This window comes from Pseudomonas lactucae (genome assembly GCF_016937615.1).
Lineage (GTDB): Bacteria > Pseudomonadota > Gammaproteobacteria > Pseudomonadales > Pseudomonadaceae > Aquipseudomonas > Aquipseudomonas lactucae.
This window is the reverse complement of sequence record NZ_JAFHKI010000074.1, coordinates 1-21,356: the sequence shown is the minus strand read 5'-3', so window position 1 is coordinate 21,356 and position 21,356 is coordinate 1. Positions and strand designations below refer to the sequence as shown.

Sequence of the window (21,356 nt, the reverse complement as noted above, 5' to 3'; positions counted from 1 at the left end):
CTGTTACTGCGAGGACTTGTGCTCGATGATTTCAGACACGGTGTCGTTCTTCTTGGCACGGGCCATTTTTTCGTTGAGCAGCGTCTGCTTGGCCTCGGCCTCGGCCCTGGTTGCGAATGGGCCCAACAACACTTCGTCCTTGCCGTCGACCTTCACGATGTAAAAATTGAAACCATGCTCCAGCAGCCAGGCGGTCAGGTCGGTGATCGCCTGAAGCTTATGGTCTGGCGGCCCTACCCGCAGGTCCCACTCCCGAGCGGCAATCGCGCCGGTTTGGGGCTGGCTTTCGGTCGTGGCAGGCTTGGTCTTCGGAGCGTCGACAGGTTTGCCTTCACCACAACCGGCCAATGCCAACACCGCCATTGCCATCGCTACTTTACGCACTGCCCTGCTCCTTAAAGGATTAAAGAGGCGACTTTATCATTCGCTGTCTATTCTGGCCGTCATAAACCTTGGCTTAAACAATGCGAATGATGTATCCCAGACCTGTATGATGCCGCCATGGGAATTAATGTCGCCTCTATGCGTCCTAAAAGAGGCAGTCACAGGGAAGCGCTTAGCAGTAAGCTACACACATCCGACACCTGCCCTGTCCAAACATGTGTCCTTAAAAGTAATCAAGGAGAAGTCCATGCTGATACTCACCCGAAAAGTCGGTGAAAGCATAAACATCGGTGATGACATCACGATCACCATCCTGGGCGTCAGCGGCCAGCAAGTTCGAATCGGCATCAACGCCCCCAAGGATGTTGCCGTGCATCGTGAGGAGATTTACCAGCGCATCCAGGCGGGCCTGACGGCGCCGGACAAAAACCAGACGCCTTGAAGCGCCCTCAGTAGCCAGCCTTTTCGTTCATTGTAACGGCTGGCGAAAACCTCTTCGAACGCTGCGTCCCTGCGCTACGTGACCTGGTTTCATCCGCAAGATCCTCCCGCCGCAAGATAAAACTGCCTCATGCCTGGAACTTGTTGCGGTACTCGCAGACGAATCCACTGACGGACATCCCGCCATCTCCGTGTGCGTTCAGGAGCACGTCGATGAGGCCAATCACCGCACAACCCTTTTTTCAACGTTCATGGATGATCACTCTACTGATCGGGCTCGCCGTTCTGAGCCTGGACTATGCGCTGTGGCACGTATTGAAAGACGCAGGCGTGACCCGCTCGCATGCCTGGCTGGACTTGGCATTGCTGCTGTGCGGCTATCTGTTCCTGTTCTGCCTCAGACCCATCCACAAGCTGGTGCATCGCAGGTTGTGCCGCAGCCATGCGCGGCAATCCCTGAGAGACGGTTGAAGACTCGTTGTCAGATCGCCGGTATTTACAGCTGTGCAGCAGGACCTATTCTTGAGTGTGTTTGCACAGTCAGTAGAGGTACTGAAGCCGATGGATACCCTCAGTAAAAGCCAGATCGAAGCTGAATTGGCGGCACGCCTGCCCAGCTACAAGGTGACCTGCACATTGCACACCGACGGCACCCTCTCGGCAGTGCTCAGCGGCCCGAAAACCGATCACTTCGCCGTGACCGGTATCGTGCGCGCGCACTATCGAGGCGCCGAAGCGATCTCGCGGCTTGCCAACGAGATCCTCAAGGAGATGGTGCTGTCACGCCAGAGCATGCGCAGTGATCGAATGCAGGCACCGCCTGGTCCTGCTACCTGCGAAATAGGCCGGGCCCGGTAACGGGTTCGGCTTTTTTGTATCAGCCTGTCACCTGCTGCAAACGCAACAAACCCTGGGCATCACGCATGGCCTGCACGCCCTCATAACCGTCAATAGACGGATGCTCGGTGAGCAGGGGCTTGAGATGCGTCGACGTCACGACCATCACATCCGCCCCCGCCGCCTCCCCGGCCCGAATGCCCACCGTAGCGTCTTCAAACACCAGACAATCCTGCACCGGCACCCCCAGACGCGCGGCCCCCAACACATAACAGGCGGGGTCCGGCTTGCCGATGGTCACGTCTTCAGCGGTGACCAGCGCCGCCGGCGCCTCGATCCCCGCCGCTTCAAGCCGACGCAGCGCCAGCTCCCTGGGCGCAGAGGTGACCAGCGCCCACTGGTCAGCGGGCAGGCGCTTCAAGAACTCGATGGCCCCGGGAATCGCAACAATGCCTTGCACATCATGGATTTCAGCCTCGGTAATCCACTGTGCCTCAACCTTTGGATCGACGCCGGGCAAGGCTTGGCGCGTGATGGTATCGATCGCGCGGGCACCATGAATGGTCGTCAGGAACGCCGCCACATCCAGCCCGTGGCGTTCAGCCCAGATGCTCCACACCCGCTCGGCGGCGGCGATGGAGTTGAGCAGGGTCCCGTCCATATCGAACAGGAAAGCGCGGTAAGGGCGGGCAAAGACAGCTGATCCTCGGATGGACACTGCGGGACTTCCTCGTGGGCTGAAACGAATAATCGGCCCGATGCAATCTACGGATCACCTTATGACTTGTAAACGCTGCGCGGGCGTCGCGCAGCCAATGATTACAAACTTGTCATCATCCCGTTGGTGAGCTGTTCGGGTCGCCTGGTTACCGTGAATGCACTGCCGCAACTGGCAGCCAACCCTTCAAGAGAGCGACCTTTATGAAACTGTTTATCCTCGGCTTTGCCGCCCTGCTGGCTACCGGCTCAGCGTTTGCGGCTGACAACACTACAGTCATCCACGACAAAACCGGCTTTTTCGTACACTTGGATGTGGCCAAGATCCTGTCGAGCACCGACACCAACGGCCAATGCGGTATCGTCCCGGCGCGGCTCGACTACCTCGACCACCAGGGCCACGAGCACGTCCTGGACTACCAAGTGCAAGGCACCGGCTGCGCCAGTGACAATTGATCGGGCTACACTGGCGCCACGTACTGAATCAGGATATTTCCCATGAACATCCTCGTTGTCGAAGACGAACCCAAGGCCGGCAATTACCTGCTCAATGGCCTGCAGGAACTGGGTTATTCCGTAAGCCTGGCCCGTGACGGTGTGGACGGCCTGCACCAGGCGCTGGAAACGCCGTTCGACGTGATCGTGCTGGATGTGATGATGCCGAAGATGGACGGCTGGGAAGTACTGCGCCGTCTGCGCAAGGAAACCGACACACCGGTGCTTTTCCTGACGGCTCGCGATGACATCGCCGACCGCATCAAGGGCCTGGAACTGGGGGCTGATGATTACCTGATCAAGCCCTTCTCCTTCGCCGAACTGGTGGCGCGCCTACGCACCCTGACCCGTCGCGGCCCGATCCGCGAAGAAGAGCAACTGCACATCGCCGACCTGCAAATCGATGTGCTCAAGCGCCGCGTCACCCGCGCCGGCACCCGCATCACCCTGACCAACAAGGAGTTCGCCCTGTTGCACCTGTTCGCCACCCACCAGGACCAGGTGCTCTCGCGCTCGCTGATCGCCTCACGGGTATGGGACATGAATTTCGACAGCGACACCAACGTGGTGGACGTGGCCGTCCGACGCCTGCGCCTGAAAGTCGACGACCCGTTCCAGCTCAAGCTGATACACAGCGTGCGGGGCATCGGCTACCGCTTCGATACCCAGCCATGAACCCGCGCCGCCATTATTCGCTGACCCTGCGCCTGGCGCTGATTTTCGCGCTGCTCGCCTTTGCCCTGCTGGCGACCCTGGGGGTGGCACTGTACCGCGAGCTGGAACGTGAGCTGATCCGCCGCGACGACGCGCAGCTGGTCTCCCGCGTGGACCAACTGCGCAACCTGCTCAACGACAGCAACACGCTGGACTTGATCAAGACCAAGCCGGAACTGTTCCAGAACATGCTGGGCAATCGCGAATCGGTGCTGAGCATCGCCGCACCCGGCCAGAAACCGCTGCTGTTGGTGAACCCCGCCAACATCGATCTGCCCACGATCACGCCGGTGCCCAAGGATCATGTGTTGGCGCTGAGCGACGTGCGGCATTTACCCGGTATAAATGGCGTGCCCTTCTCCACCCTGGCGGCCTCCATCGACTCCGGCGACCTGGGCAGCCTGCAAGTCACCAGCGGGCGCCTGATGACCGAACGCACCGCCATGCTCGCCAGCTACCGGTTGAGCGTTTATGTCCTGGCAAGTATCGCCGCGATTATTCTCGCGCTGGCGGGCTATCTGCTGGTCTACCGCGGTCTGCTGCCATTAAGACGCCTGGCCCGGCATGCCGAGGGCATCGGTGTCGGCAACCTCACCGAGCGCCTCGACAGCCACGGCGCGCCGAAAGAGCTGCTGCCGATGATCGACTCGTTCAACACCATGCTGGAGCGCTTGGCCAAGGGTTTTGTGCAACTGGGCCAGGTGTCGACCGACATGGCCCACGAACTGCGCACGCCGATCAATAACCTGCTGGGCGAAACCCAGGTCGCCCTGCAACAGGACCGCAGCATCGAAGGGTATCAGCACCTGCTGGCCTCCAATGTGGAAGAGCTCGAGCGCCTGGCGCGGATGCTCGACAACATGCTGTTTCTGGCACGCACCGACCCGGCTGCGGCCCTGCGCCAACGCCAGGCGCTCAGCGCGGCCGACGAAGTGGAACGTATCGCGGATTACTTTGAAGGGTTGGCAAGCGATGTGGGCATGAGCATTCGTGCCACGGGCGAAGGCGTGATCTGGGCCGAACCGATGCTGCTGCGCCGGGCCCTGGCTAATCTGTGCGCCAATGCCATCAAGTATGGCGCACCTGGTTGCGAGTTGGTGATACAGGCCACCCCAAGCGCCGAGGGCATTTACCTGCGGGTCAGCAACAGCGGTGAAACCATTGCCGCCGAGCACCTGGCGCGGCTGTTCGAGCGGTTTTATCGGGTGGATGAGTCACGGGAGCGTTCGGCCCAATCCAACGGCTTGGGCCTGTCCATCGTGGCGACCATCATGCAGTTGCATAACGGCCGGTACAGCGTCACCAGTGAACACGGAGTGACCTGTTTTGAGCTGTTTTTCCCGGCGCGCGAAGGGTGAGGAGCCGCCGATTCAATCGAAGGCGCCGTTGAGTACTTCGTAAATGATGCCAGACGCGATGGCTACCAATATCAAGTCCGTGCCCGCCTGCTGCCACTCATACCCATCGTAATGAGGCAAGTGTCCCACTAAACGCCCATCCAGTTTTTTCGCGATGCCCGGCGGCAGAGGCTTGCCGCGTGCCAGGTTCTTCTGGATACCCGGCGGCAAAGACGGGCCCGGGCTCCAGTAGTCGCGATAACCACCCAGCACATTCAGCACGCTGCCACGGTCGACACTGGGGCCGTGGCTGCTCGAACCGCCTTTGCCTTTGGACTTGTCATGTCCCTGCCCGCCCTGGCCATTGCCCTTGTTGTTGCCTTGTCCCTTGCCATTGCCTGGATCAGCCAGCGCCATGCCGCTCCCGGCAAACAGCACAAGCGACAGCACGACAGACACGAATTTCAAAGACTTGATCATGGCGATTATCCAAGGCGAGAGCGTAGTTGAACTCTAGTCCAAGTTGATGCACCACGCGCGGAATCAACTCACCTGACCGCCCACTTCCAGCACATCCACTGATGTACTCCACGCCGCACAGACTGCGATACGCAGGCCCTCCACCAGGCTTGGCAGCGCCATCAACGCCTCGCTGGGCACATGGATAAAACCACTGCGCGCCGACGTGCCGGCCAGCACATGCTGCATACGGTAGAACACCTGATTACAGACAAAGGTGCCTGCCGTCTGCGACACCGACGCCGCAATCCCCGCCTCACGCACGGCCTTGACCATGGCCTTGATCGGCAGCGTCGAAAAATACGCCGCCGGGCCACCAACCACCACCGCCGTGTCGACAGGCTGCTCGCCCAGATTATCGGGGATGCGCGCGTCGTTGATATTGATCGCCACCCGCTCCATGGAAATCTCGCTGCGCCCCGGCGCCAGGCCCGTGGCGATCACCATCACCGGGCGCCATTCATCGATCAGTCGCACCAGGCACTCGCCTGCCGTGGCGAACGCGCAGGGCAGCTCACGCGCCACGATCATCACGTCTTCATCAATCATGCAGCCGTCCAGCAGGCGCGCAGCCTCCCAGGACGGGTTCACCGGGTCCTGGTCAAAGGGCTCGAACCCCGTCAGCAATACGGTTCGCATCCTGGCCTCACATCAACAGATAGAGCAGCACGATATTGACCACCAGCATCATCAACGCCGTCGGCAACTGCGCCTTGATCACTGCGTTCTTGTCCGGCAATTCCAGCAACGCCGCCGGCACGATATTGAAGTTGGCCGCCATGGGCGTCATCAGCGTACCGCAGTAACCGGAGAACATGCCGATGGCCGCCATCACCGCCGGGTTACCGCCATAAATACCCACCAGCACCGGCACGCCGACCCCGCCGGTCATCACCGGGAACGCGGCAAAACCGTTGCCCATGATGACCGTGAACAGCGCCATGCCCAACACATAGACCATCACCGCCACCAATTTATAGTCCAGGTTGACATAGGTGGTGGTGACGTGCGCGACGGCCGTGCCGACCCCGGCTTCATTGAACAACAAACCGAGCATCGCCAGCATCTGCGGCAGCACCATGGCCCAGCCCAGGGCTTCGGTGAGGCGACGCGACTCGCGCAAGGCCTGCACCGGCGTGTCGCGGGTCAGCCAGCAAGCCAGGCCGAGGGCGATCAGGCAGCCGATACCCAGGGAAACGAAGGTGGTGTTTTTCGGATCCAGCAGCGGCACGCCGCCGATCTCGGTGTGCTTGAGCAAGACCGAACCGATCACCGTGGTCAACGGGATGGCCAACGCCGGAATAAATAGCTTGTGCCCCAAGCGTCCGGCACTGGCGCGGGACGCTTTGTCATGCAGTTCGGCATGGGTGCCACGGCCTACCCCGCCGAAGCCCGCGATCAACGCCATCACCACCACGCCCACGCCGATGGCCACCGACGGCAGACGCTCGCCCAGCAAAAACGGCAGCGCGAACAGCAGCCAGAACACTGCACTGGACCAACGCTTGGGGTGAGTACGGTCCATCAGGATCATGCCGGCGGTAATCAACAGCAGCACCCCGGCCAGCCAGTACAGGTATTGAATAGAGATGATCATTGTGCCGCTCCCATCGGGGTAACGGACGGCGTCAGTTCGCGGGTCAGCCTTCGGTCAAAACGATGCAAGCGAATCGCATGGATGATAAACGCGCAGATCGCCGTGGGAATTCCCCACACCGCGATGTGCAGCGGTTCCACATCGATGCCCGAGCCCAGCAGGAAGGTGTGCATCAGCGCAATCGCACCAAAGGCCACGAAGATATCTTCACCAAAGAACAGCCCGACATTGTCCGTCGCCGCGCACATCGCCAAGACTTTATGGCGCACTTTGTCCGGCAGTTTGCCGTAGCGTTTTTCCGCCGCACCTTCGGCCATCGGCGCCAGCAGCGGACGTACCATCTGCGGATGCCCACCCAGGCTGGTCAACCCCATGGCCGCGGTGGATTCACGCACAAACAGGTAGATGATCAACAAGCGCCCCACCGTCGCCCGCTCAAACCGCGCGATCCAGTTCTGCGCATGCAGGCGCAAGCCATGGCGTTCCAGCAAGCCGATAACGGCCAGGGGCAACAACAGGATCAATTGCAGGGCACGGGTCTGAAGGAAACCCTCACCCATGCTGGCGAGAATCTTTTCCAGCGGGAAGTGCGCCGCAAGCCCGGTGGCGATTGCGGCAGCGGTGACCACCAACAACGGATTGAAGCGCAAGACAAAGCCAACCACGATCACAAGTACGCCGATCAACGGCCATAAGTTCACAACAGTTTGCATGACGGGAAGGTCCTATAAGTGCGCGCTGCGGCGCCGTTACAGCAGGATGTGAACAAAGGTTCACAGCAAGAAGTAGCGTGCAGTCGGCTCGGTTTTTATTGTTGACCCGGAAGGTCGAGCGTCAGTGGCGGCAACTTTGCTGCCTGGGGGCGGGGAGTGTCCAACAAGAAAAATTGTAGCTGCGGACCAATAAATTTTGTGGGGGATGCGGGCCAGGGCGCAGGCAGGCCGGAAGTGTATGGGGGCGCTTGATTGACTCGGCGCTCAGGTTATTGGAACGTTACCGATGGTCAATCAACGCATCAGAGCGTCACGGCGAAGACCGTCGATTATCGATAGCCGTCCGGACTGGTTTTTCTAAGATTCTCACAAATATCACGCAGGACATCTGCCAGTGGGGGCTGCAACAAAAAGGATTTCATTTCCGAGACGTCGTCTTTGTATGAAGGGTCCGCGTTGACCCGGCGGTACTCGGACCTGCTCTCTTCGCTGAACGTGGGATCAGTCACCATCCTCTCGAGCGTTAAGCCACGCTCGGGATTTCTCTCGTTGCATATCTGGAGTGCGGCTATGGCGGTGACCGCGACTTTTTCTTCGCTTTTGGGTTGAGCGGCGGTAGCTGCCTCGAGGGTGGTGACGGCTGAAAGCAGTATCCACAACCCCGCGTTTTTCCTTGAAAACACTTGTTTACTCCTGATTTCGGCAGGTGAATCGCTTTCTCACCTTATCGAGCGCGTAAGCGGTTGCCAAGGGATCGAGAATCTGGAAGTGAGCGCCGAGTAGGGTTTTGCGAAAGCTTTGCAAATCGCAGACAACAAAAAAGGGCCCACCTTTCGGTGAGCCCTTCTAGACCGCCCAGCAGAGCGGATTTTGTTTGGTAGGCGCGATTGGACTCGAACCAACGACCCCCACCATGTCAAGGTGGTGCTCTAACCAACTGAGCTACGTGCCTGCTGTGAGGCGGCATTCTACGGAATTGCGGAGGGGTGTCAACATCTTTTTTGCAGCTAACCCTATGAATATGCGAATTTTTTATTTTCGCCCGGCACACCCGTGTTTTTTCGGTGGCTGGCGGGCAATTTTCAACTCAGGTAGGATCAGCGCACTCGTAAAAAATATAAAACAGAGGTTCCAGGATGGCGAACACCCTCTACCCCCAGTCTTATTACGCCGCGTCCGCCAACGCGGTTCCGCCTCGTCCGGCCCTGCAAGGTGACGTTGAAACCGATGTGTGCGTGATTGGAGCCGGCTATACCGGGCTGTCCAGCGCGCTGTTTCTGCTGGAGAACGGGTTTCGCGTGACGGTTCTGGAAGCGGCCAAAGTGGGTTTTGGTGCGTCGGGCCGCAATGGCGGGCAGATCGTCAATAGCTACAGCCGCGATATCGATGTGATCGAGCGCAGCGTCGGCCCGCAGCAGGCGCAGTTGCTGGGACAAATGGCTTTCGAAGGCGGCAGGATCATTCGTGAGCGCGTCGCCAAGTACCAGATCCAATGCGACCTGAAGGACGGCGGCGTGTTCGCCGCACTCAACAGCAAGCACATGGGCCACCTGGAATCGCAGAAGCGCCTGTGGGAGCGCTACGGCCACACCCAACTGGAACTGCTGGACGAACGCCGCATCCGCGAAGTGGTAGCCTGTGATAACTATGTCGGCGGCCTGCTGGACATGAGTGGCGGGCATATCCACCCACTCAACCTGGCGCTGGGCGAAGCGGCGGCTGTGGAATCGCTGGGTGGCACGATCTACGAACAATCGGCGGCGGTGCGCATTGAGCGCGGCGCCAACCCGGTGGTGCATACCGCCGAAGGCAAGGTCAGGGCCAAGTTCATCATCGTCGCCGGCAATGCCTACCTGGGCAACCTGGTACCGGAGTTGGCGGCCAAATCGATGCCCTGCGGCACCCAAGTGATCACCACCGCACCGTTGGGTGATGAACTGGCCAGGACATTGCTGCCTCAGGACTACTGTGTCGAGGACTGTAACTACCTGCTCGACTACTATCGTCTCACCAGCGACAAGCGCCTGATTTTCGGCGGCGGCGTGGTGTATGGCGCGCGCGATCCGGCGAATATCGAGGCGATCATCCGGCCGAAAATGCTCAAGGCCTTCCCGCAACTCAAGGATGTGAAGATCGACTACGCCTGGACCGGCAATTTCCTGCTGACCCTGTCGCGCTTGCCACAGGTGGGCCGACTGGGGGACAACATCTACTACTCACAGGGCTGCAGCGGGCATGGCGTGACGTACACGCACCTGGCTGGCAAGGTACTGGCGGAGGCGTTGCGAGGCCAGGCAGAGCGTTTTGATGCGTTTGCCGACCTGCCGCACTACCCGTTTCCGGGCGGGCAACTGTTGCGCACGCCGTTCGCAGCCTTGGGCGCGTGGTATTACGGGTTGCGGGATAAGCTGGGATTCTGAGGATGTGAAAAGGTTTGCCTGCGATGCTATCGCAGGCAAGCCAGCTCCCACATTGACCGCGCCTGACTTAACATCAAATCGCAGACACAAAAAACCCCGGTCTTTCGACCAGGGCCTTTGCTATCGGATCAAAGTAGCCAGTGGCTTGCTTTGTGCTTCAAGGCGTTCAGTGGGCCTTGAGGCAGATATGGCGCAGCGGACGGGACTCGAACCCGCGACCCCCGGCGTGACAGGCCGGTATTCTAACCGACTGAACTACCGCTGCGTATCGCTTGACCAGTTGCGCGTAAAGCCTCAACCGTCTTTAAACATCTGACTGATCAGCTTTGGCTGTTCAATCTCAAGCCCGACGAATCAGACCTGGAAAATATGGCGCAGCGGACGGGACTCGAACCCGCGACCCCCGGCGTGACAGGCCGGTATTCTAACCGACTGAACTACCGCTGCGCGTCGGTGCAACCTTTAACGTTGCGTTTTGCCCTGGAGCAAAACTCTCAAGAAGTGGTGGGTGATGACGGGATCGAACCGCCGACCCTCTGCTTGTAAGGCAGATGCTCTCCCAGCTGAGCTAATCACCCTTTGCTTCGTGAGGCCGCGAAATTTACGCAGGTAGCGGACCTAAGTCAATAGCCTGCTTGAAGTTTTTCTAAAAAAACCAAAATGGCGTCAAGACCGCCCTACTCGCTGTAAATCATCTTCTTGCTCATGCCGCCGTCCACCACGAACTCCTGCCCGGTGACAAACCCGGCCTGGCGCGACAGCAACCACGCGACCATCGCCGCCACATCCTCGACCGTGCCGACCCGGCCCGCGGGATGCTGGGCATGATCGGCATCGGTGAGCGGCTCGGCACGTCGTACGGCCGGGTCACGCGCGTCAATCCAGCCCGGGCTGACGGCATTCACACGGACCTCCGGCCCGAGACTGATCGCCAGTGCATGGGTCAGGGCCAACAGGCCGCCCTTGCTCGCCGCATAGGCCTCGCTGTCCGGCTCCGATTGACGGGCGCGGGTCGATGCCAGATTGACGATGGCCCCACCGTGAGCACGCAGATACGGCGCACAGTGCTTGGCCAACAGCATGGGCCCGCTGAGGTTCACCGCCAACACGCGATTCCAATACGCCAGGTCGAGGCTTTCCAGAGTGATGTTGTGCGGGTCGGCCACGGCCGCATTGCACACCAGCCCATCCAGGCGACCGAACTGCCCGAGCACTTCAGCGACGCCCTGGGCGACTTGTTTCTCGTCCGCCACGTCCATGCTGATAAACCACGCGTTGTCGCCCAGTACCCTGGACACCTTGGCACCGCGCTCGCGATCCAGGTCGGTCAACACCACCTGCCAACCTTCACTGATCAACCACGCCGCGATGCCGAGGCCAATGCCCCGTGCCGCGCCCGTCACCAGTGCGACGCGCCCGTTAGTCGCCGCGGCAGCTTCCAGGGACCACTCGATCACAAGGCCGCCAACCCGCGGGCCAGGTCGGCCTGCAAATCAGCCACGTCTTCCAGGCCCACCGCGACGCGGATCAGGCTGTCGCGAATACCCGCCGCCTCACGTTCCTGCGGCGCCAGGCGGCCGTGGGAGGTGGTGCTTGGGTGGGTAATCGTGGTTTTGCTGTCGCCCAGGTTGGCGGTGATGGAGATCAGGCGTGTGGCATCGATAAAGCGCCAGGCGCCCTCCTTGCCCCCCTTCACTTCAAAGCTCACCACCGCACCGAAGCCACGCTGCTGGCGCTGGGCCAGTTCGTGTTGCGGATGGCTCTTGAGCCCGGCGTAGTGGACCTTCTCGATACCGTCCTGCTGCTCCAGCCACTCGGCCAGGACCTGGGCATTGGCGCAATGGGCCTTCATGCGCAGGCCGAGGGTTTCCAGGCCCTTGAGGAAGATCCAGGCGTTGAAGGGGCTCAGGGTCGGGCCTGCGGTGCGCAAGAAGCCCACCACTTCCTTCATCTGCTCGCTGCGCCCCGCTACCACACCGCCCATGCAACGGCCCTGGCCGTCGATGAACTTGGTAGCCGAGTGCACCACAATGTCCGCGCCCAGCTTCAGCGGCTGCTGCAAGGCCGGCGTGCAGAAGCAGTTATCCACCACCAGCATGGCGCCCTTGGCGTGAGCCACTTCGGACAAGGCAGCGATGTCCACCAGTTCGGCCAACGGGTTGGACGGCGATTCGACGAACAGCAGGCGGGTATTGGCCTTGATCGCCGCATCCCAGCCGGACAGGTCCGCCAGAGGCACGTAATCCACCTCGATACCGAAGCGCTTGAAATACTTCTCGAACAGGCTGATGGTCGAACCAAACACACTGCGCGACACCAGCACGTGGTCGCCGGCACTGCACAGGCTCATCACCACCGCCAGGATCGCCGCCATGCCGGTCGCCGTGGCCACCGCCTGCTCGGCGCCTTCCAGGGCCGCGATACGCTCTTCGAACGCACGCACGGTCGGGTTGGTGTAACGCGAGTAAACGTTACCCGGCACTTCACCGGCAAAGCGCGCAGCGGCATCGGCCGCGGTGCGGAACACATAGCTGGAGGTGAAGAACATCGGGTCGCCGTGCTCACCTTCCGGGGTACGGTGCTGGCCGGCGCGCACAGCCAGGGTATCGAAAGCTACGCCATCGAGGTCGCTGTCCAACCGACCGGCATCCCATTCCTGACTCATGCTGCCACTCCTTACTTGAATGCTTTGTTTAACATACAAAACCGGCCCCTCAGGGCCGGTATTTACTCAGTTGTTGTACAGATCGATGATCGCGCTGACCGCCTGGGTCTTGATCTTCGAGGAGTCGTTCCGCGCCTGCTCGATCTTGTTCAGGTAGGCCTCGTCGACGTCACCGGTCACATATTTGCCGTCGAACACCGCGCAGTCGAACTGCTCGATCTTGATCTTGCCACCACCGACCGCTTCGATCAGGTCCGGCAGATCCTGATAGATCAGCCAATCGGCACCGATCAGGTCGGCCACGTCCTGGGTGGTGCGGTTGTGTGCGATCAACTCGTGGGCGCTCGGCATGTCGATACCGTACACGTTCGGGTAACGCACGGCAGGCGCCGCGGAACAGAAGTATACGTTCTTGGCGCCAGCTTCACGGGCCATCTGGATGATCTGCTTGCACGTGGTGCCGCGTACGATGGAGTCATCCACCAGCATCACGTTCTTGCCGCGAAATTCCAGTTCGATGGCGTTGAGCTTCTGGCGCACCGACTTCTTGCGCGCTGCCTGGCCGGGCATGATGAAGGTACGACCGATGTAACGGTTCTTGACGAAACCTTCGCGGAACTTGACGCCCAGATGGTTCGCCAGCTCCAGCGCGGCGGTGCGGCTGGTGTCCGGAATCGGGATCACCACGTCGATATCGTGCTCGGGACGCTCACGCAGAATCTTGTCGGCCAGCTTCTCACCCATGCGCAGGCGTGCCTTGTATACCGACACACCGTCGATGATCGAATCCGGACGCGCCAGGTAGACGTGCTCGAAGATGCACGGGGTGAGTGTCGGCGCCACGGCGCACTGACGGGTGTGCAATTTGCCATCTTCGGTGATGTACACCGCTTCGCCCGGCGCGAGGTCGCGGATCAGGGTAAAGCCCAGCACGTCCAGGGACACGCTTTCGGAAGCGATCATGTACTCGACACCTTCGTCGGTGTGACGCTGGCCGAACACGATCGGGCGGATGCCATGCGGGTCGCGGAAACCGACGATGCCGTAACCGGTGATCATCGCCACCACCGCATAACCACCGACACAACGGTTGTGCACGTCGATCACGGCGGCGAACACGTCTTCTTCGGTCGGCTGCAGCTTGCCACGCTGGGCCAGCTCATGAGCGAACACGTTGAGCAGCACTTCCGAGTCGGAGCTGGTGTTGACGTGGCGCAGGTCAGATTCGTAAATCTCCTTGGCCAGTTGTTCAACGTTGGTCAGGTTGCCGTTATGCGCCAGGGTGATGCCGTAAGGCGAGTTGACGTAGAACGGTTGAGCTTCGGCCGAGGTCGAGCTACCGGCAGTCGGGTAACGCACATGGCCAATGCCCATGTGCCCGACCAGGCGCTGCATATGACGCTGATGAAACACGTCACGCACCAGGCCATTGTCCTTGCGCAGGAATAACCGGCCGTCGTGGCTGGTCACAATACCGGCAGCGTCCTGGCCGCGGTGCTGGAGGACGGTTAGCGCGTCATACAGCGCCTGATTGACGTTCGACTTACCGACGATACCGACGATGCCACACATGCGACGCAACCCCTACTTAATGAATCTTGACTGAACACAGCTTACTGAGGCGTTTTGGCCGGCAAGAGGTGTTCCTTGAACGGAAGATCAGCGGGTACGCTGATTCCGCTGGCCAGCCACTGACTGCTCCACCCCAGAATGAGGTTCTTGGACCAATCTGCAACCAATAGAAATTTTGGCACGAGTACCGACTCCTGCCACCACGAATCCTGCTGTACCGGCCCCAGGCTCAACAGCCCGACCGCCACGACCACCAGCAACGCGCCACGCGCGGCGCCGAAGGCCATGCCGAGAAATCGATCGGTCCCGGAGAGACCGGTGACACGTATCAACTCGCCAATCAGATAATTGGCCATTGCTCCCACCAGCAGCGTGGCGATGAACATGATGGCGCAGCCCGCAATCACGCGAGCCGAAGGTGTCTCGATGTATCCGCTCAGGTAGACCGACAGCGAGCCACCGAACATCCAGGCGACGACTCCTGCAATGATCCAGGTCAGCAACGACAGTGCTTCTTTTACGAAGCCGCGGCTTAGACTGATCAACGCGGAGATGGCGACGATGGCGACGATCGCCCAATCAACCCAGGTAAATGGCACGTTTGAGCCTACGGACAGATAAGGCGGCGCATTTTAGCAGAGCGCCGGGCTGTCGGTAAGCTGTGATTGCGGCTGCTTAGCAAATCAGTAGTTTGTGGCGAGCCAATCGCATTTCAACCCCACCACAAATCAATGTGGGCTCAGCCGCGCTCAGGCTGGAACCGGGTCACGAACCCTTTCAGGTTCTGCTGACGATCCAGCAAATCCCGCAGACGGTCGGCCTCGGCGCGCTCGATCAGCGGCCCGATAAACACGCGGTTCTTGCCGTCGGCACTGCGGATGTAAGCGTTATACCCCTGGGCGCGCAGCTTCTTCTGCAACGCGTCGGCCCCTTCGCGATTGCCCAGGCTGGCCACCTGGATCGACCAACTGATCGGCAAGCCATTCGGGTCGATGCGGCTCTGCCCGACATCCGGCTTGCCCGGCGCGGCGGGTTGCGGCGCGACCGGCTTGGGCACAGGTGCCGGCGCGGCAGGCTTGGCGGCAACGGCTGGCACGGGCTTGACCACCGGCACGCTTGGCTGAACCGGCATCGACGGTGCCTGTTGCGCAGCCAGTTCCTCATCGCTCGGTACCGGCTCTTCCTGCGGCAACGCCTGAGGCTCCGGCACTACGACCGGTTCAATCTGCACTTGCGGCACGGCGGGAGCCTGAGGCGCAGCCGGCGCTTCAACAACGACCTGGCGCTCTTCGTCCTGGCGAGAAAACAGCATGGGCAAAAAAATCACCGCCAGCGCCACCAGAACCAGGGCTCCGACCATCCGCTGCTTGTACGCGCTATCCAGTAATGCCATGTGCAGCTTCCTCCGTGGAGCGCCGGGCCAACCACTCAAGCGCCTCGGCAACACAATAAAATGACCCGAACAACAGGATTTCGTCCTCGGCCGTCGCGACCGCGCATTGCGCCTCAAGGGCGGCAATCACGCTTGCATACGACGTCACGGGTGCCCCAAGGTTCTGCAACACCGCCTCCAGTTCTACCGCCGGACGACTGCGCGGAGTATCCAGCGGTGCCACCGCCCACGTCTGGACACTGCCGAGCAACGGCGCAACCACGCCTTCCAGGTCCTTGTCCGCCAGCAACCCGAACACCGCCAGGCGACGACCGGCCGGCGGCGTGCGTGACAGACGCCGCGCCAGGTAGTGCGCCGCATGGGGATTGTGCCCCACATCCAGCAACAGGTTCAGGCGCTTGCCTTCCCACTCGAATACACGACGGTCCAAGCGCCCCACGACACGGGTCGCCAGCAAGGTCGCGGCAATCTGCTCGGCATTCCATGGCAGATCCAGCAACAGATAGGCCTGCAGCGCGAGCGCGGCGTTTTCCATCGGCAGGTTCAGCAGCGGCAAATCGCGCAGCTCAACTGTCTGCCCACGCGCATCACGCCCGCGCCACTGCCAGTGCTGTTCGCCAATCTCAAGCGTGAATTCGCGCCCGCGCAGGAAGAACGGGCAATCCAGCGCGCGCACCTTGTCCAGCAAGGGTTGCGGCGGGTCCAGGTCACCGCACAGCGCAGGCTTGCGCTGGCGGAAAATCCCGGCTTTTTCGTAGGCAACGGACTCACGGGTATTGCCCAGGTAGTCGGCGTGGTCCACGCCAATACTGGTGACCAACGCCAGGTCGGCATCCACCACGTTGACCGTGTCCAGACGCCCGCCCAGGCCGACCTCCAGCACCACCACGTCCAGCTGCGCACGTTCGAACAGCCAGAACGCCGCCAGGGTGCCCATCTCGAAGTAGGTCAGGGAAATGTCGCCACGCCCCGCATCCAGTGCGGCGAAGGCTTCGCAGAGCTGCTCGTCGGTGGCTTCGATGCCATTGAGCTGCACCCGCTCGTTGTAGCGCAGCAGGTGCGGCGAGCTGTACACGCCCACATTCAGCCCCTGGGCCTGCAGCAGCGCGGCGACAAAGGCGCAGGTAGAGCCTTTGCCGTTGGTGCCGGTCACCGTGATCACACGCGGCGCCGGCCGGCCCAACCCGAGGCGGGCCGCTACCTGTTGCGAGCGCTCCAGCCCCATGTCGATGGCGGACGGATGCAACTGCTCAAGGTAGGCGAGCCATTCGCTCAGGGTACGCTGGGTCATAGGTTCGCAGGCACCGGCGGCACAACGATCGGCTCGATTTTAGGCGCGACGTACACAGGCGTCGGCAGGCCCATCATTTGCGCCAGCAGGTTGCCCAGGCGTGGACGCAGCTCGCCACGCGGTATGATCAGGTCGATGGCACCGTGCTCCAGCAGGAACTCGCTGCGCTGGAAGCCTTCGGGCAGTTTTTCACGCACGGTCTGCTCAATCACGCGCGGGCCGGCAAAGCCGATCAGGGCCTTTGGCTCGCCAACGATCACGTCACCCAGCATCGCCAGGCTGGCGGAAACGCCGCCATAGACCGGGTCGGTCAGCACGGAAATGAACGGGATACCTTCTTCGCGCAGACGCGCCAGCACCGCGGAGGTCTTGGCCATTTGCATCAGGGAGATCAGAGCTTCCTGCATACGCGCACCACCGGAGGCGGCGAAGCAGATCATCGGGCAACGGTTTTCCAACGCGTAATTGGCGGCGCGCACAAAGCGCTCGCCGACGATGGCTCCCATGGAACCGCCCATGAAGGAGAACTCGAACGCCGACACCACCACCGGCATACCCAGCAGCTTGCCACTGACCGAGATCAGCGCATCCTTCTCACCGGTCTGCTTTTGCGCAGCGCTCAGGCGGTCCTTGTACTTCTTGCCGTCGCGGAACTTGAGGCGGTCAACCGGTTCCAGGTCAGCGCCCAGCTCGTTACGGCCGTCGGCATCGAGGAAGATATCGATACGCGCACGGGCGCCAATACGCATGTGATGGTTGCACTTGGGGCAAACGTCCAGGGTCTTTTCCAGCTCCGGACGGTACAGCACCGCGTCGCAGGATGGGCATTTGTGCCACAGACCTTCAGGAACCGAGCTTTTTTTCACCTCGGAACGCATGATCGAAGGGATCAGTTTGTCTACTAACCAGTTGCTCATGCTTTCTTTCTCCAGTACCGGTGGCTTGAACACAGCCCCGCGTATGCCCTTGAGCTAAATTCATATGTGGCGATGATGCGAGCTGGACGGGGTCAGACGTTCGACCTGCCATTTCCAGCCTGCATCCTCAGCCTTCCAGACAACCTGCCAGCGCAGGGTTGCCACTTCGTTTCCAGCACCCCCACAGGCGGCACCGGGCTGTTTTACACAGTGGTAGTTATGGACGGCGGCAGACTGCCAGCCGTCACATCCCGCCACGGCTGTTGCGCACGGCCTGCATGAACGCGCGAATCTTGCTGTGATCCTTGATGCCCTTGCCCTGCTCCACCCCGCCGCTGACATCCACGGCATAGGGACGAACCTGTTCGATGGCCGCCGCGACATTCGCCGGGTTGAGGCCGCCGGCCAGGATGATCGGCGCATTCAGCCCCTCGGGGATCAGCGACCAGTCAAATGCTTCACCGGTACCGCCGGGTACGCCTTCGACGTAGGTGTCGAGCAGAATCCCACGTGCCCCGACATAGGCGGCACAGGCGGCAGCGATGTCATCCCCGGCCTTGACGCGCAGCGCCTTGATGTACGGGCGCTGGTAACTTTCACAGTCATCCGGGGTTTCGTCGCCGTGGAACTGCAGCATGTCCAGCGCTACGGCATCCAGGGTTTCGTTGAGTTCGCAACGGCTGGCGTTGACGAACAAGCCCACCGTGGTGACGAACGGCGGCAATGCCTTGATGATCGCCCGCGCCTGCAGTACGTTCACCGCGCGCGGACTCTTGGCATAAAACACCAGGCCAATGGCGTCCGCCCCCGCCTCGACTGCCGCCAGCGCGTCTTCTATGCGGGTAATCCCGCAAATCTTGCTGCGAACGGCTGACATGTCGTAGAACCCTCAGGGTTTGGCCGAGAAAGTCCCGGATGGTAACAAAAGCTATTCCGGGCGTCAGCCGCCAAGTTCGCTGAAACCGGTAAGGAAGTGTGGCCCGATAAAACGGTCCGGCAGTTCGAACTCGTCGCGGTACTCCACATCCACCAGATACAGCCCGAACGGATGCGCGGTGACGCCACCGGTGCGACGGATGCGGCTTTCCAGCACTTCCCTGGCCCAGTCCACCGGGCGCTCGCCGGTGCCGATGGTCATCAGCACCCCGGCAATGTTGCGCACCATATGGTGCAGGAACGCGCCGGCACGGATGTCCAGCACGATCATCTTGCCGTGTCGGGTCACGCGCAGGTGATGGACTTCCTTGATCGGTGATTTGGCCTGGCACTGGCCGGCACGGAAGGCACTGAAATCATGCACACCCACCAGGTGCTGCGCGGCCTCGGCCATGCGCTCGGCGTCCAGCGGGCGGTGGTTCCAGGTGATTTCTTCGTTAAGGTGCGCCGGGCGGATCTGATCGTTGTAGATCACATAGCGGTAGCGCCGGGCGATCGCCTTGAAGCGCGCATGAAAATGCGCCGGCATGACCTTGGCCCAACTGACGCTGACGTCATGGGGCAAGTTGATATTCGCGCCCATGACCCACGCCTTCATCGTGCGTTCGGCCTGGGTATCAAAGTGCACCACCTGGCCACATGCGTGGACGCCGGCGTCGGTACGCCCGGCGCACATCAGCGAAACCGGCGAATCAGCGACCTTGGACAGGGCCTTTTCCAGGGTTTCCTGCACCGTGGGCACGCCCGATGCCTGGCGCTGCCAGCCGCGATAGCGCGAGCCTTTGTATTCCACGCCCAGGGCGATGCGGTAAAAGCCGGCGGCCGCCATTTCGGCGGCCGGGTTATCTATATTTGCCAAGAATTGAGAGCCTGATGAGTTGCGCAAAGGCGGCCATTATAAGGCGGCAGGTGCGTTGCGCGCGCTTTTGTTATGGATTGCAGCCCAATATGGGAGCAAGCCCCTCCCACATTTGGCATGCTCCAGCCGTCAGATTCTGCCGAGCATTTCCTTGGCTTCGCCGCGCTGTACCTCATCGCCCTCGATCAGCACTTCGGCCAGGATGTCTTTCGCGCCATCCGCATCACCCATATCGATATAGGCCTGGGCCAGGTCCAGCTTGGTGGCCACTTCATTGGTACCGGAGAGGAAGTCGAACTCCGGCTCATCATCGCCCAACGCCGCGTCTTCAGCGGTGAAGGATGGCTCAAGGGCGGGATTTTCCAGGGTCTGGGACAGGCGATCCAACTCGGCGTTGACGTCATCCAGCTCCGACGCGAAGGCATCGGGCTTGGCGGCAGCTTCCGGCTCGTCAGCCAGGGACAGATCGAAATCTTCCGGCAAGTCGAAGTCGTCCAGGGCCGCAGGCGTGAGGGTCGGCGGCTCGACGGCCGGCACGTCCTTCATCTGTTCTTCCAGCCCGGAAAGGAAGTCGTCATCCGATAGTGCCGAGGCAGGCGCATCCAATTGCAGGTCAAGATCGAAGTCCGACAGGTCCTCCTCCGGGCTCGCCTTGGCGTCTGTCTGTTCCTGCAACAACGCGGCAAAGGTCTGTTCATCGTCCAGGCTGGCTGGCGAAGCCGCTTCCAGTTCATCCAGGCTCAAATCAAAATCGGTGTCGAGCTCAGGGGCCGGTGCAGCCGGCTTGTCTTCCAACAGTTCCTTGACGTATTGAGCGTCCAGGGCGGCGGCGGCCACTGCCGCACTGACACCTGCCGCCAATACGGCCATGGCCGGGAAGCGACTCTTGAGCTGTTCGACCTGCGCATGGTTTTCACCATTGGCTACCAGTTGACGCTCCTGGGTGACAAAGCCGTCCTTGTCGTTTTGCAGACCGTAGACTTCCATCAGTTTCAAACGCAGGTCGCTGCGCTTGGGCTCATGCTTGATCGCCTGTTCCAGCACATCGGCGGCCTGGTTCAGGTGACCACGGTCGATATGGGACTGGGCTTGCGCCAGCGCGTCATTGGCGTTGACCGGGGCCACGGCGACGGCCAGCGGCGCCAGTACCGACGCAACGGTCGGTACAACCGCGGCGGGCGCGACCACCGGCGCAGGGACGGGAGCGGCTGCCAGCTTGACGTTCGGCGGCGGTACTTCGAGGCCTTCGAAGCTGTCCGATGGCAGGTCCTGGTCGATGCTCGAGCTGAACACCGGCTCTTCGGCCAGCGCACGCGCCATGCGCAGGTGTTTCTCCTCCTCGCGGCGCGCGTTGCGATGCGCGCCCACAGGAGCAGGAGCAGCAATACCAGCAGGCCCGCCGCACCGCCAATGACCCCCAGCACAACCGGGTTGGTGAGCAGTTCGTTGAACTTGCCTTCGGTGGTGTCCGTGGCCGCAACCGGCTTGGCCGGTTCCGGTGCTGGCGCAGCCGGAGCCGGCGTGGCTGTCGGTTCAGCGGGGGCTGCCG

Annotated in this window: 23 protein-coding genes, 4 tRNA genes and 1 pseudogene; 7 read left to right on the top strand and 21 right to left on the bottom strand. The window is 61.2% G+C overall.

Annotation, left to right across the window (positions count from 1 at the left end; translation table 11 throughout):
- Positions 1–3 precede the first annotated feature (3 nt).
- Positions 4–369 (bottom strand): SPOR domain-containing protein, encoded by a 366-nt coding sequence (locus JWR98_RS14985; RefSeq protein WP_205490445.1) that lies wholly within the window; start codon positions 367–369, stop codon positions 4–6.
- Positions 370–631: 262 nt separating this feature from the next.
- Between JWR98_RS14985 and csrA the strand changes: the two genes are divergently transcribed.
- The 3 genes from csrA (at position 632) to JWR98_RS14970 (ending at position 1,683) form a co-directional block, all read left to right on the top strand.
- The gene (gene csrA, locus JWR98_RS14980) at positions 632–826 is read left to right on the top strand and encodes a carbon storage regulator CsrA (protein WP_003192511.1); all 195 of its coding nucleotides are present in this window, start codon (positions 632–634) and stop codon (positions 824–826) included.
- A gap of 254 nt (positions 827–1,080) precedes the next feature.
- A complete protein-coding gene (locus tag JWR98_RS14975) occupies positions 1,081–1,296 on the top strand; it encodes a hypothetical protein (protein ID WP_318264313.1) in 216 nt (71 codons plus the stop codon).
- A 90-nt stretch (positions 1,297–1,386) separates the two neighbouring features.
- On the top strand, positions 1,387–1,683 hold the full coding sequence (locus tag JWR98_RS14970) for a hypothetical protein (RefSeq protein WP_078733909.1): 297 nt from the start codon (positions 1,387–1,389) through the stop codon (positions 1,681–1,683).
- 19 nt (positions 1,684–1,702) lie between these two features.
- On the opposite strand, the gene JWR98_RS14965 is transcribed toward JWR98_RS14970, so the two are convergent.
- Positions 1,703–2,380, bottom strand: coding sequence for an HAD-IA family hydrolase (locus tag JWR98_RS14965; protein ID WP_078733910.1), 678 nt, complete (start codon positions 2,378–2,380; stop codon positions 1,703–1,705).
- Between the two features lie 203 nt (positions 2,381–2,583).
- Here JWR98_RS14965 and JWR98_RS14960 point away from each other — a divergent pair, with 203 nt between their 5' ends.
- The 3 genes from JWR98_RS14960 to JWR98_RS14950 are packed head-to-tail and all read left to right on the top strand — an operon-like array spanning position 2,584 to position 4,946.
- Positions 2,584–2,835 (top strand): DUF2790 domain-containing protein, encoded by a 252-nt coding sequence (locus JWR98_RS14960; protein WP_205490437.1) that lies wholly within the window; start codon positions 2,584–2,586, stop codon positions 2,833–2,835.
- A 42-nt stretch (positions 2,836–2,877) separates the two neighbouring features.
- Positions 2,878–3,549, top strand: coding sequence for a heavy metal response regulator transcription factor (locus tag JWR98_RS14955; protein WP_078733912.1), 672 nt, complete (start codon positions 2,878–2,880; stop codon positions 3,547–3,549).
- Complete coding sequence (locus JWR98_RS14950) at positions 3,546–4,946, top strand: heavy metal sensor histidine kinase (RefSeq protein WP_078733913.1); 1,401 nt, start codon at positions 3,546–3,548, stop codon at positions 4,944–4,946. Before JWR98_RS14955 ends, JWR98_RS14950 begins: the two co-directional genes overlap by 4 nt.
- A gap of 12 nt (positions 4,947–4,958) precedes the next feature.
- Here JWR98_RS14950 and JWR98_RS14945 read toward each other — a convergent pair whose 3' ends face one another.
- The 6 genes from JWR98_RS14945 to JWR98_RS14920 all read right to left on the bottom strand — a co-directional run bounded on the left by JWR98_RS14945 (position 4,959) and on the right by JWR98_RS14920 (position 8,706).
- Positions 4,959–5,405: an anti-virulence regulator CigR family protein gene (locus JWR98_RS14945; RefSeq protein ID WP_003175001.1), complete on the bottom strand. Its 447-nt coding sequence runs from the start codon at positions 5,403–5,405 to the stop codon at positions 4,959–4,961.
- Between the two features lie 63 nt (positions 5,406–5,468).
- Complete coding sequence (gene pcp, locus JWR98_RS14940; RefSeq protein WP_078733914.1) at positions 5,469–6,083, bottom strand: pyroglutamyl-peptidase I; 615 nt, start codon at positions 6,081–6,083, stop codon at positions 5,469–5,471.
- Positions 6,084–6,090: 7 nt separating this feature from the next.
- Positions 6,091–7,041, bottom strand: coding sequence for a DUF979 domain-containing protein (locus JWR98_RS14935; protein ID WP_205490436.1), 951 nt, complete (start codon positions 7,039–7,041; stop codon positions 6,091–6,093).
- On the bottom strand, positions 7,038–7,754 hold the full coding sequence (locus JWR98_RS14930; RefSeq protein WP_078825430.1) for a DUF969 domain-containing protein: 717 nt from the start codon (positions 7,752–7,754) through the stop codon (positions 7,038–7,040). Before JWR98_RS14930 ends, JWR98_RS14935 begins: the two co-directional genes overlap by 4 nt.
- Positions 7,755–8,083: 329 nt before the next feature.
- Entirely contained in the window at positions 8,084–8,437 is a 354-nt protein-coding gene (locus JWR98_RS14925) for a hypothetical protein (protein WP_078733917.1), read from the bottom strand.
- Between the two features lie 192 nt (positions 8,438–8,629).
- Positions 8,630–8,706, bottom strand: a tRNA-Val gene (locus JWR98_RS14920).
- A 184-nt stretch (positions 8,707–8,890) separates the two neighbouring features.
- On the opposite strand from JWR98_RS14920, the gene JWR98_RS14915 reads away from it, so the two are divergent.
- Positions 8,891–10,174 (top strand): NAD(P)/FAD-dependent oxidoreductase, encoded by a 1,284-nt coding sequence (locus JWR98_RS14915; protein WP_205490433.1) that lies wholly within the window; start codon positions 8,891–8,893, stop codon positions 10,172–10,174.
- 188 nt (positions 10,175–10,362) lie between these two features.
- Here the strand turns inward: JWR98_RS14915 and JWR98_RS14910 are convergent.
- From JWR98_RS14910 to JWR98_RS14850, 13 genes and pseudogenes are all read right to left on the bottom strand, one after another.
- Positions 10,363–10,439 (bottom strand) — tRNA-Asp (locus JWR98_RS14910).
- Between the two features lie 105 nt (positions 10,440–10,544).
- Positions 10,545–10,621 (bottom strand) — tRNA-Asp (locus tag JWR98_RS14905).
- Positions 10,622–10,676: 55 nt separating this feature from the next.
- A tRNA-Val gene (locus JWR98_RS14900) sits at positions 10,677–10,752 on the bottom strand.
- Between the two features lie 99 nt (positions 10,753–10,851).
- Positions 10,852–11,616, bottom strand: a complete 765-nt coding sequence (locus JWR98_RS14895; RefSeq protein WP_078734000.1) for an SDR family oxidoreductase — start codon at positions 11,614–11,616, stop codon at positions 10,852–10,854.
- Between the two features lie 11 nt (positions 11,617–11,627).
- Entirely contained in the window at positions 11,628–12,839 is a 1,212-nt protein-coding gene (locus JWR98_RS14890; protein WP_078733919.1) for an O-succinylhomoserine sulfhydrylase, read from the bottom strand.
- A 66-nt stretch (positions 12,840–12,905) separates the two neighbouring features.
- On the bottom strand, positions 12,906–14,411 hold the full coding sequence (gene purF / locus JWR98_RS14885; RefSeq protein ID WP_003175086.1) for an amidophosphoribosyltransferase: 1,506 nt from the start codon (positions 14,409–14,411) through the stop codon (positions 12,906–12,908).
- Positions 14,412–14,452: 41 nt separating this feature from the next.
- Positions 14,453–15,010 carry a CvpA family protein gene (locus JWR98_RS14880; RefSeq protein WP_205490431.1) on the bottom strand — a complete coding sequence of 186 codons (558 nt, stop codon included), beginning with the start codon at positions 15,008–15,010 and terminating at the stop codon, positions 14,453–14,455.
- Between the two features lie 140 nt (positions 15,011–15,150).
- The gene (locus JWR98_RS14875; protein ID WP_078733920.1) at positions 15,151–15,804 is read right to left on the bottom strand and encodes an SPOR domain-containing protein; all 654 of its coding nucleotides are present in this window, start codon (positions 15,802–15,804) and stop codon (positions 15,151–15,153) included.
- Entirely contained in the window at positions 15,788–17,095 is a 1,308-nt protein-coding gene (gene folC, locus JWR98_RS14870) for a bifunctional tetrahydrofolate synthase/dihydrofolate synthase (RefSeq protein WP_205490429.1), read from the bottom strand. Before folC ends, JWR98_RS14875 begins: the two co-directional genes overlap by 17 nt.
- On the bottom strand, positions 17,092–18,012 hold the full coding sequence (gene accD, locus JWR98_RS14865) for an acetyl-CoA carboxylase, carboxyltransferase subunit beta (protein WP_078733922.1): 921 nt from the start codon (positions 18,010–18,012) through the stop codon (positions 17,092–17,094). Before accD ends, folC begins: the two co-directional genes overlap by 4 nt.
- Positions 18,013–18,256: 244 nt before the next feature.
- A complete protein-coding gene (locus JWR98_RS14860; protein ID WP_205490427.1) occupies positions 18,257–18,889 on the bottom strand; it encodes a phosphoribosylanthranilate isomerase in 633 nt (210 codons plus the stop codon).
- A gap of 63 nt (positions 18,890–18,952) precedes the next feature.
- Complete coding sequence (truA, locus tag JWR98_RS14855) at positions 18,953–19,777, bottom strand: tRNA pseudouridine(38-40) synthase TruA (protein ID WP_078733924.1); 825 nt, start codon at positions 19,775–19,777, stop codon at positions 18,953–18,955.
- A gap of 159 nt (positions 19,778–19,936) precedes the next feature.
- Positions 19,937–21,356 (bottom strand): annotated as a pseudogene (locus JWR98_RS14850) (motility hub landmark protein FimV); the annotation flags it as partial.

Excerpts from the sequence above, each read along its gene's own strand:
- JWR98_RS14950 (WP_078733913.1), top strand. The coding sequence starts at position 3,546 with ATGAACCCGCGCCGCCATTATTCGCTGACCCTGCGCCTGGCGCTGATT.
- JWR98_RS14970 (WP_078733909.1), top strand. The coding sequence starts at position 1,387 with ATGGATACCCTCAGTAAAAGCCAGATCGAAGCTGAATTGGCGGCACGC.
- JWR98_RS14985 (WP_205490445.1), bottom strand. The coding sequence starts at position 369 with ATGGCAATGGCGGTGTTGGCATTGGCCGGTTGTGGTGAAGGCAAACCT.
- csrA (WP_003192511.1), top strand. The coding sequence starts at position 632 with ATGCTGATACTCACCCGAAAAGTCGGTGAAAGCATAAACATCGGTGAT.
- JWR98_RS14960 (WP_205490437.1), top strand. The coding sequence starts at position 2,584 with ATGAAACTGTTTATCCTCGGCTTTGCCGCCCTGCTGGCTACCGGCTCA.
- pcp (WP_078733914.1), bottom strand. The coding sequence starts at position 6,083 with ATGCGAACCGTATTGCTGACGGGGTTCGAGCCCTTTGACCAGGACCCG.
- accD (WP_078733922.1), bottom strand. The coding sequence starts at position 18,012 with ATGAGCAACTGGTTAGTAGACAAACTGATCCCTTCGATCATGCGTTCC.
- JWR98_RS14975 (WP_318264313.1), top strand. The coding sequence starts at position 1,081 with ATGATCACTCTACTGATCGGGCTCGCCGTTCTGAGCCTGGACTATGCG.
- JWR98_RS14915 (WP_205490433.1), top strand. The coding sequence starts at position 8,891 with ATGGCGAACACCCTCTACCCCCAGTCTTATTACGCCGCGTCCGCCAAC.
- JWR98_RS14945 (WP_003175001.1), bottom strand. The coding sequence starts at position 5,405 with ATGATCAAGTCTTTGAAATTCGTGTCTGTCGTGCTGTCGCTTGTGCTG.
- JWR98_RS14875 (WP_078733920.1), bottom strand. The coding sequence starts at position 15,804 with ATGGCATTACTGGATAGCGCGTACAAGCAGCGGATGGTCGGAGCCCTG.
- JWR98_RS14860 (WP_205490427.1), bottom strand. The coding sequence starts at position 18,889 with ATGTCAGCCGTTCGCAGCAAGATTTGCGGGATTACCCGCATAGAAGAC.
- JWR98_RS14890 (WP_078733919.1), bottom strand. The coding sequence starts at position 12,839 with ATGAGTCAGGAATGGGATGCCGGTCGGTTGGACAGCGACCTCGATGGC.
- JWR98_RS14935 (WP_205490436.1), bottom strand. The coding sequence starts at position 7,041 with ATGATCATCTCTATTCAATACCTGTACTGGCTGGCCGGGGTGCTGCTG.
- folC (WP_205490429.1), bottom strand. The coding sequence starts at position 17,095 with ATGACCCAGCGTACCCTGAGCGAATGGCTCGCCTACCTTGAGCAGTTG.
- JWR98_RS14930 (WP_078825430.1), bottom strand. The coding sequence starts at position 7,754 with ATGCAAACTGTTGTGAACTTATGGCCGTTGATCGGCGTACTTGTGATC.
- JWR98_RS14955 (WP_078733912.1), top strand. The coding sequence starts at position 2,878 with ATGAACATCCTCGTTGTCGAAGACGAACCCAAGGCCGGCAATTACCTG.
- purF (WP_003175086.1), bottom strand. The coding sequence starts at position 14,411 with ATGTGTGGCATCGTCGGTATCGTCGGTAAGTCGAACGTCAATCAGGCG.
- truA (WP_078733924.1), bottom strand. The coding sequence starts at position 19,777 with ATGGCGGCCGCCGGCTTTTACCGCATCGCCCTGGGCGTGGAATACAAA.